This window comes from Sphingobacterium gobiense, from assembly GCF_002980575.1.
Taxonomy (GTDB): Bacteria; Bacteroidota; Bacteroidia; order Sphingobacteriales; family Sphingobacteriaceae; genus Sphingobacterium; species Sphingobacterium gobiense.
The window spans coordinates 1,486,400-1,495,335 of the sequence record NZ_PVBS01000002.1; the positions used below are offsets into that span (position 1 = coordinate 1,486,400).

Sequence of the window (8,936 nt, forward strand, 5' to 3'; positions counted from 1 at the left end):
GAATTAAAAATGACTATATTTGTACAAAAATAGCAATACAATCTTATGTCTGACGAGAAAATTATTTTTTCAATGGCTGGTGTAAATAAAATATACCCGCCGCAAAAACAGGTACTTAAAAACATCTATTTATCGTTTTTTTACGGAGCGAAAATTGGTGTCATAGGTTTGAATGGATCGGGCAAGTCCTCCTTGTTGAAAATTATCGCTGGGTTAGATAAATCTTATCAAGGAGAAGTGGTTTTTTCGGCCGGATATACCGTTGGCTATTTAGCGCAGGAACCAGATTTGGACGAAGAAAAAACGGTAAAGGAAGTGGTGGAAGAAGGGGTGGCTGAAATTACCGCAGTCCTAAAAGAATATGAAGATATAAACGAAAAATTTGGTTTGCCGGAGGTCTATGAAAATCCGGAAGAAATGGATAAACTGCTCGCTCGTCAAGGCGAACTACAGGATAGGATAGACGCTACGAATGCTTGGGAATTGGATACCAGACTAGAACGGGCAATGGATGCACTTCGATGTCCCGACCCAGATGCGAAGATAGTCAATTTGTCAGGTGGGGAGCGAAGAAGGGTGGCACTTTGTCGCTTATTGCTTCAAGAGCCAGATGTTTTACTTCTGGATGAACCAACCAATCACTTGGATGCGGAATCAATCGACTGGTTGGAACAACACTTACAACAATATAAGGGTACGGTTATAGCGGTTACCCACGATCGATATTTCTTAGATAATGTTGCGGGATGGATCTTGGAATTGGATAGAGGGGAAGGGATACCCTGGAAAGGAAATTATTCGTCTTGGTTAGACCAGAAAGCAAAACGTCTAGCGCAGGAGGAAAAACAAGAAACGAAACGTCAGAAAACACTTGAGCGCGAATTGGACTGGGTGCGTATGGCACCGAAAGCAAGACATGCAAAGTCTAAGGCGCGTTTGCATAACTATGAAAAACTAGCATCAGAAGAGACCAAGGATCGAGAAGAAAAACTGGAATTGTTTATTCCGCCGGGTCCTAGATTAGGAAATACCGTTATTGAAGCTGATCATATTTCAAAAGCCTATGGTGATAGACTGTTATTTGAAAATCTAAGCTTCTCCTTGCCCCCAGCTGGTATCGTCGGGATTATAGGGCCGAATGGCGCTGGGAAAACGACCTTGTTCCGGTTGATTACTGGGCAGGAACAACCCGATACAGGAACTTTTAAAGTAGGAGAAACGGTGGTATTAGGTTATGTTGATCAAAATCACGATGACCTTGATCCGGATAAAACGGTATGGGAGAATATTACCGAAGGTAATGATAACATTATGCTGGGGAATAGGTCGCTAAATTCCCGTGCTTATGTGTCAAAATTCAATTTTAATGGAGCCGATCAACAGAAGAAAGTAGGCGTATTATCTGGCGGAGAGCGAAATCGCGCCCACCTAGCTATTACATTAAAGAAATCATCCAATGTATTGCTGCTCGATGAACCTACCAACGACATTGATGTAAACACTTTGCGTGCCCTGGAAGAAGGATTGGAGAATTTTGGCGGTTGTGCGGTTATAATTTCGCACGATCGTTGGTTTTTGGATCGTATATGTACGCATATTTTAGCGTTTGAAGGGGATTCTCAGGTTTATTTCTTCGAAGGAAACTATACGGAATATGAGGAAAATCGTAAGAAGCGTCTAGGCGACACAGGACCAAAACGTATCAAGTACAAAAAGCTGGTGAAATAGGGATGATTGATTCTGCTAAGCTTCTCGAGGCCATTATTGAAAACGCGATTGATGGGATTATTACGATTGATAACCGCGGTATTGTGGAGTCAATTAATCCAGCAGCTTCTGCACTATTTGGATATAGCGCGGAAGAAGTGGTGGGGAACAACATTTCTATGTTAATGCCCGAGCCCGATCGAAGTCAGCACGATGAATACATTGAACGTTATCAAAAAACAGGAATAAAAAAGATAATCGGAATTGGCCGGGAAGTCCTTGGGCTAAAAAAAAATGGTGATACCTTCCCTTTTCGGCTGGCCGTTAGTGAAGTACATTATAAAAATAAGAATATTTTTACGGGTTTTATCCATGATTTAACCAAAGAACGTGCAGCCGAAGATGAGTTGAGGAAGCATGCGGACGAGTTGGAAGAGAAAGTGCGAGAACGAACAAAAGATCTGATTAAGTTGGTTTCCGAATTGGAGAAAGCGAAATCGGACGTCAGCCTGTCATTGGAAAAAGAAAAGGAGCTCAACCAAATGAAATCGCGCTTTGTATCCATGGCATCGCATGAATTTCGAACTCCACTGAGTGCCGTACAACTGTCAGCTTCTTTAATCGAAAAATATGCTGAACGGCCGGATTTGCCGAATATTATGAAGCATACCAATCGTATCCGTGGCGCTGTTCAGTTACTAAATAACATTTTGAATGATTTTCTTTCCTTAGAAAAGTTAGAAGCGGGCAGGGTTGTAGTTAATAAAGCAGATATTAATTTGGTGCAGCTCGCTGAGGAAATAACGGAGGAGATGCAAATGATCTGCAAGAAAAATCAACATATTGTTTACCAACACACTGGAGCTGTAGGTGTATTTTATTTAGATGCGCATCTGATTAAAAGCAGTGTTATCAATTTGATAGCGAATGCCATAAAATACTCTGGAGAAAATACTTTTATTGAATTTTCGACTGAAATTAAAGATGATACTTGTGTCATTTGCATTAACGATAACGGCATAGGGATTCCATTAGAGGATCAGAAAAGTCTATTCGAACCGTTTTTTAGAGCACATAACACCGGGAATATACCGGGAACAGGTTTGGGACTTAATATCGTTAAGCGTTATGTCGAACTGATGGATGGAACATTGGAGTATCATTCGGCCATAAATAAAGGCGCGATGTTTAGAATGATTTTTCAGCAATAAGAATAGGAAGAGATGTCTAAAACGATATTGATAATTGAAGATAATTTTGAAATCCGTGAAGGAACAGCCGAAATACTATCATTGACCGGCGAATATAAGGTGTTGACAGCCGTTAATGGGAGAGAAGGAGTAGACATGGCATTAAGATACTGTCCCGATCTGATTTTGTGCGATATTATGATGCCAGAGCTTGATGGATACGGCGTATTGTATATGCTAAACAAAAATGAATTGACGACCGATATTCCTTTTATCTTTCTGACGGCCAAATCAGAAAGAGCCGACATACGCAAGGCGATGGAAATGGGAGCCGATGACTATCTGTCCAAACCATTTGATGATATTGAATTGCTTAATGCGATAGAAAGCCGTTTCCGAAAGCGGGAGAAGCGCATGACTAGCCAGTTAGTGACCGACGCAGTAAAAAAAGCAAACTTGAGGCTGAGCGAGGATGAGCAAAATTATCTATTGCAAGACTTAGTAAAAGAGGCCCGTGTAAAACGCTTAAAAAAGAAGCAACATATATATGAAGCGGGCGATACGCCCCATTTTATTTTTTATTTGCTCGAAGGTAAAATACGTAGTTTTCTGCTGTATCAAGACGGTCGCGAGTTGTCAACAGCGATCCATATAGCGGATAGCTTTTTGGGGTACGAAGCGCTCTTGCTTAACGAACAATATAACGACAATGCCGAAGCGCTCGAGGATTGTGAAGTCGCGCTGATTCCCAAAGAGCGGTTTTTTGAATTGCTCTATAATAAACCAGCCATTGCAAGTAAATTTATCACTTTGCTTTCAGGGAATATTCGGGAAAAAGAAGAGCAAATGCTTGGTTTTGCATATGATACGGTACGAAAACGTGTGGCAAACGCATTGGTGCATGTAGCAGAAAAATCCGCCTCAACTAATGAAGACGACGAAATTACAATTCGCATTTCCAGGGATGACCTCGCTGCTTTGGCGGGTACAGCAAACGAGACCATTAGTCGTATGTTGGCAGATTTCAAAGATGAGAAGTTAATCACAAAAATGGGTAATGCTATCGTAATCTCATCTATAGCTAAATTAAAAGCAATTCGATAAGGGCTATACATAACGAAGCCAATAATGTGACCAATATCATTTTCTAACTTGATGTTCTGCATCCTCATCTCCATGGGGCCTGACTATTTTTGTATCAGTTACTTACAGAAATTGGATCTCATGAAGGCTGTTGCATATAATATTAAGGAGTATGAGAAGGAATCGTTGGCGGTTGCCAACGGGAAAGCTCATGACCTGACCCTAATTTCTAATCCGTTAAATAGCAATACGATCCATTATGCCTACGGTAAGGAGGTGGTCGTCGTCTCCGAAGATGATCTGTTAGACGGTAAACTGTTGGAAGAATTACGTCATATAGGCGTACAAAAGATCGTTACCCGTTCAATAGCAACGGATCATATCGATTTGAGCCGTGCGTATGATTTAGGTATTCAAATTGCGAATACTCCCTATGCAGATCGCACCCCTAAAGGTATTGCCGAACAAACCATTCGAAACCTGAACTTATGGGGTGATGGTAAGTGCGTAGGCGGGGCTTGCTGCTGCGCGAAGGAATGTGAAATAGTGAACGGCAAACTTAGATATGATGGAGCCAAATAATAGTTTGATCGCCAAATACAATGTAGCTGCACCGCGTTATACGAGCTACCCCACCGTACCTTTCTGGGAGTCCGATGTATTTAGTTCAGCAGCTTGGGGACAACGCTTAAAAGCTTCCTATGCCGAAAAAAAAGATGATGGAATTAGTTTATACGTCCATCTTCCATTTTGTGAAAACTTATGCACCTACTGTGGATGTAATACCCGGATCACTAAAAACCATCGTGTAGAAATTCCTTACATTAGTTATATACTCCAGGAATGGGAAATGTATAAAATTCTTATTGACGAGGATGTTATTATTAGTGAAATACATTTAGGGGGAGGTACACCTACGTTCTTTGAGCCAGCAAATCTGCAACGTCTAATTTTAGGCTTGCTAGATGGTGCAGTCGTGAAAGATGGAGCATCTTTTTCATTTGAAGCTCACCCAGCAAATACCACAAAGGAACATTTACTAACATTGTATAATCTTGGCTTTCGCAGATTAAGCTTGGGCATTCAAGATTTTGATCCGAATGTACAATTTCTCATTAATCGACATCAAACGGTAGGAGATGTACAGCGTGTGATGGATGTAGCCCGCGAAATAGGTTATACCTCCATTAATTTTGATTTGATTTATGGATTGCCCTTGCAAACACAAAATACGGTACGCGATACGATTGAAAAGTCGTTACTTATGTCGCCTGACCGCATATCTTTTTACAGCTACGCCCATGTGCCTTGGATAAAACCCGGACAGCGACGTTTCACCGAACAGGATCTACCTGTAGGAGAGGCAAAGCTTGCTCTTTATATATTAGGTAAACAGATGATCGAGAGGAAAGGTTATATGGATATAGGTATGGATCATTTTGCCCAACCGGAGGATGCGCTCTTCAAAGCGGCTTTATCAGGAAGTTTACACCGGAATTTTATGGGGTATGCGGACCGTTATACGCCCGTCTTAATTGGTTTGGGCGTATCATCCATTAGTGATGCGTGGAGCAGTTTTGCACAAAATGTAAAGAAAGTGGAAGACTATTATAAGATGCTAGATGAGGGACGATTGCCGTTGATAAAAGGACATTTACTGCATGAGGAGGATGAGGTATTGCGCCGTTATATTCTCGATATGATGTGTAAAGGAAAGGTGGAGTTGAAGGCTGAATTTTCACTTAATGACGCTATTGTTGGCCGATTACGCCCTTTAGAAGGGGATGGACTGGTGGAGTTTAGCAATGGCAATATTCACGCCACTCAAATCGGGAAATCCTTTTTAAGGAATATCTGCATGGCATTCGATCAGCGTTTGCAATTATCTAAAGGAAAAGAACAGGTGTTTAGCCAAGCGATTTAAGACCAGTTGTGCAGAATATGTCACCAAGAATGAACCCCGCAGGGCTCATGTCTAGATAACCGAGCTTTGCGAGCTCCACGAAGTTAATCACGAGCAAACTTAAAAAATGCTGGAGTCAGAACAAATTACTAAAAAAGAAAAGTGCTTCCACTGCGGAGATAAAGTAGACACCGTGTCTTATGTGCTGGATAACCATAACTTTTGTTGCTTGGGTTGTCAAACCGTCTATCAGGTATTGAGCGAGAGTAAGCTACATAGTTATTATCGCTACAATCAACATCCGGGGAAATCTCAAAAAGAGCCAATGGCTGATTTGAGTTATCTTGATGAACCGAATATTGTCGCTACGCTTGTCGATTATAAAGATGAGGACATGATCATGATTACATTCTATATTCCGGTTATCCACTGTAGTTCTTGTATTTGGCTTTTGGAGCATCTTTATAAATTACATGCCGGTGTTAAAAGTTCGCAGGTTGATTTTATGAAGAAGCAGGCGAGTATCATGTTTGAACACCGGGAGATTTCTTTGCGAGAATTGGTGGAACTGCTGGTGCGGATTGGTTACCCTCCTAAGATCACATTGCAGGATGTAGTAAAAGAAGGGAAAAAACTGAATCAACGGGGGATAATAGCGAAAATAACCGTAGCAGGATTCTGTTTTGGAAATTCGATGATGATCAGTTTCCCCGAGTACTTTGGGATGGCGGCATTTGAGCAACAGTATGCTAATTTTTTCGGTTATATGAACTTGGTATTTGGTATTCCGGTGCTACTTTATAGTGCCTCGGATTATTTCAAATCGGCATGGTTAAGCCTGAAACACAAGCGACTGAATTTAGATGTGCCGTTAGCGTTGGGAATTTTTGTTCTATTTTTTCGTTCGGCAGTTGAGATTCTTACGCAATCTGGTCCGGGATTTATGGACACCTTATGCAGTTTGGTGTTTTTTATCTTAATCGGTAAGTGGGTCCAGCAACGGACGTATTACCATATTTCGTTTGAGCGGGATTACCGTTCCTATTTTCCGGTTGCGGTGACTGTCGTAGAAGATGATGGGGAAAAGCCACTGCAAATTGCAGATTTAGAAGTTGGCCATCGCATCCTTGTGCGGAATAACGAGATCATTCCGGCAGATGCCATTTTGTTAAAGGGGAACGCCTCTATTGATTTTAGTTTTGTAACGGGCGAATCGAAAGCTGTTGACAAAACATTGGGCGAGATTATATATGCTGGGGGAAGGCAAATTGGGGAGGCAATTGAGTTAGAAGTTGTCAAACCCGTATCGCAAAGTTATTTAACGAGATTGTGGAACAACGAGAGTTTCAAGACCCAGGAAAAGAAGTTTGATACCTTTATTGATTTTATCAGTAAATATTTTACCGTTTCGTTGGTCAGTATAGCTGTTGGTGCTTGTGGTTATTGGCTCGTTGGCGGTGATTCATCCAAAGCTTGGGGTGCTTTGACGGCCGTACTGATTATTGCATGTCCCTGTGCGCTTGCCTTGAGCTCGCCTTTCACACTTTCCGCCGCGCTAAGTATCTTCGACCGGAATAAGTTCTATATAAAAAATACAGCCGCTATTGAACAATTATCGGCGATAGATTGCGTGGTATTTGATAAAACAGGAACAATTTCTTCTCCTAAGTCTTCGCTGATGCTATTTAAAGGGGAATTAAATGACGATGAATGCGCGTTGATCTCTTCGGTATGTCGAAATTCCAATCATCCTTTAAGCAGGGAGATTGTGAAATGGATTGGATACACGGTGATTCGGGTGGCAGATACTTTTAAAGAGGTTATAGGTAGAGGTATGGAAGCCCGATTTGACGCTACGGAAGTAAAGATAGGATCTGCAGCTTATTTAGGTATAAAAAACGAGTCTCAAGACGGTTCTGTGGTGTATGTCATGATAAATGAAGTCGTAAAAGGATATTTTACGTTGGAGCAATCGTGGCGACAGGGATTGTCGAAGGTGGTGGCTACATTGGATAACGCGGGATATGACTTACATTTGGTTTCTGGAGATAACGAAAGACACGCTGATACCTTGAAGTTCATTTTTCCCTATAGCTCCCATTTATTATTTAACCAGCGTCCATCGGATAAACTACATAAAATAGATTTTTGGCAACAGCAGGGAAAACGGGTGTGTATGTTGGGCGATGGACTTAATGATGCAGGGGCATTGCGAAAAGCAGATCTCGGGATAGCGGTGTCGGATGATATAAATAACTTTTCGCCCGGTTGTGATGCTATTTTAGATGGAGATTCATTTGCCAAATTACCGTCTTTTTTCGCTTTCGCAAAAGATGCTGTTAGTGTGATACACTTAAGCTTTGCCATATCATTGACCTATAATTTGGTGGGATTAAGCTTTGCGGTACTAGGTACGATGTCTCCGCTGTTTGCGGCCATTTTAATGCCTATAAGCACGATAACCATTATTTCGTTTACAAGTTTAACGACACGTTGGTTCGCCATACGCAGGAAATTATTGTCTAAATAATTCGTATTACGTAAAATTTAAATATGAGCATTATATTTTTTTTAATTGGCTGCAGCGTTTTTATCGCTTTAGTATTTTTAGGAGCATTTTTTTGGGCGAATAAAACTGGCCAGCACGAAGACACTTACACTCCTTCGGTGCGAATTCTTTTTGATGATGAGGTGGAGGAGCCCCAGTAGAAAAAAATATCTTTCAGATTTCCAGTATATTGTATTGTCTATGGTGTAAAAAGTCTGGGGTTGCTTGGAGGGAATGCATAAAATTTCTACCTTTGCACCACTCCGCGAGGGAGGGCAAATAACCCGGTGATCCGGGGGCGGAAAATTTGAAAAAACATTTTTGGTTTTCGTTAAACTTCCTTACCTTTGCCATCCCGAAAGGGGAAAAACAAGAGATAGATTCCGTGCTTTATTGAAGTACGGTCTACGATAGCCGAAGCGCGAAGCGGAGGTGCAGAAGTTCTTTAAGATAGATGATCATGTAGCGCAGCGAGTACCCTTGATGGGGGAAAGTTGTAAGATAA

7 protein-coding genes are annotated in these 8,936 nt (G+C 41.4%); all 7 read left to right on the forward strand.

Annotation, left to right across the window (positions count from 1 at the left end; all coding sequences use genetic code 11):
* Positions 1–45 precede the first annotated feature (45 nt).
* The 7 genes from ettA to ccoS all read left to right on the forward strand — a co-directional run bounded on the left by ettA (position 46) and on the right by ccoS (position 8,592).
* Positions 46–1,728, forward strand: a complete 1,683-nt coding sequence (gene ettA, locus C5749_RS15050) for an energy-dependent translational throttle protein EttA (RefSeq protein WP_105726960.1) — start codon at positions 46–48, stop codon at positions 1,726–1,728.
* A 5-nt stretch (positions 1,729–1,733) separates the two neighbouring features.
* Positions 1,734–2,918, forward strand: coding sequence for a PAS domain-containing sensor histidine kinase (locus C5749_RS15055; protein WP_105727076.1), 1,185 nt, complete (start codon positions 1,734–1,736; stop codon positions 2,916–2,918).
* A gap of 12 nt (positions 2,919–2,930) precedes the next feature.
* Positions 2,931–4,001, forward strand: coding sequence for a response regulator (locus C5749_RS15060; RefSeq protein WP_105726961.1), 1,071 nt, complete (start codon positions 2,931–2,933; stop codon positions 3,999–4,001).
* Positions 4,002–4,121: 120 nt separating this feature from the next.
* On the forward strand, positions 4,122–4,562 hold the full coding sequence (locus C5749_RS15065) for a Rossmann-fold NAD(P)-binding domain-containing protein (RefSeq protein ID WP_105726962.1): 441 nt from the start codon (positions 4,122–4,124) through the stop codon (positions 4,560–4,562).
* Positions 4,549–5,904: an oxygen-independent coproporphyrinogen III oxidase gene (hemN, locus tag C5749_RS15070; RefSeq protein ID WP_105726963.1), complete on the forward strand. Its 1,356-nt coding sequence runs from the start codon at positions 4,549–4,551 to the stop codon at positions 5,902–5,904. Before C5749_RS15065 ends, hemN begins: the two co-directional genes overlap by 14 nt.
* 106 nt (positions 5,905–6,010) lie before the next feature.
* On the forward strand, positions 6,011–8,413 hold the full coding sequence (locus tag C5749_RS15075; RefSeq protein WP_105726964.1) for a heavy metal translocating P-type ATPase: 2,403 nt from the start codon (positions 6,011–6,013) through the stop codon (positions 8,411–8,413).
* A gap of 23 nt (positions 8,414–8,436) precedes the next feature.
* Positions 8,437–8,592, forward strand: coding sequence for a cbb3-type cytochrome oxidase assembly protein CcoS (gene ccoS, locus C5749_RS15080; protein ID WP_105726965.1), 156 nt, complete (start codon positions 8,437–8,439; stop codon positions 8,590–8,592).
* Positions 8,593–8,936: the final 344 nt, after the last annotated feature.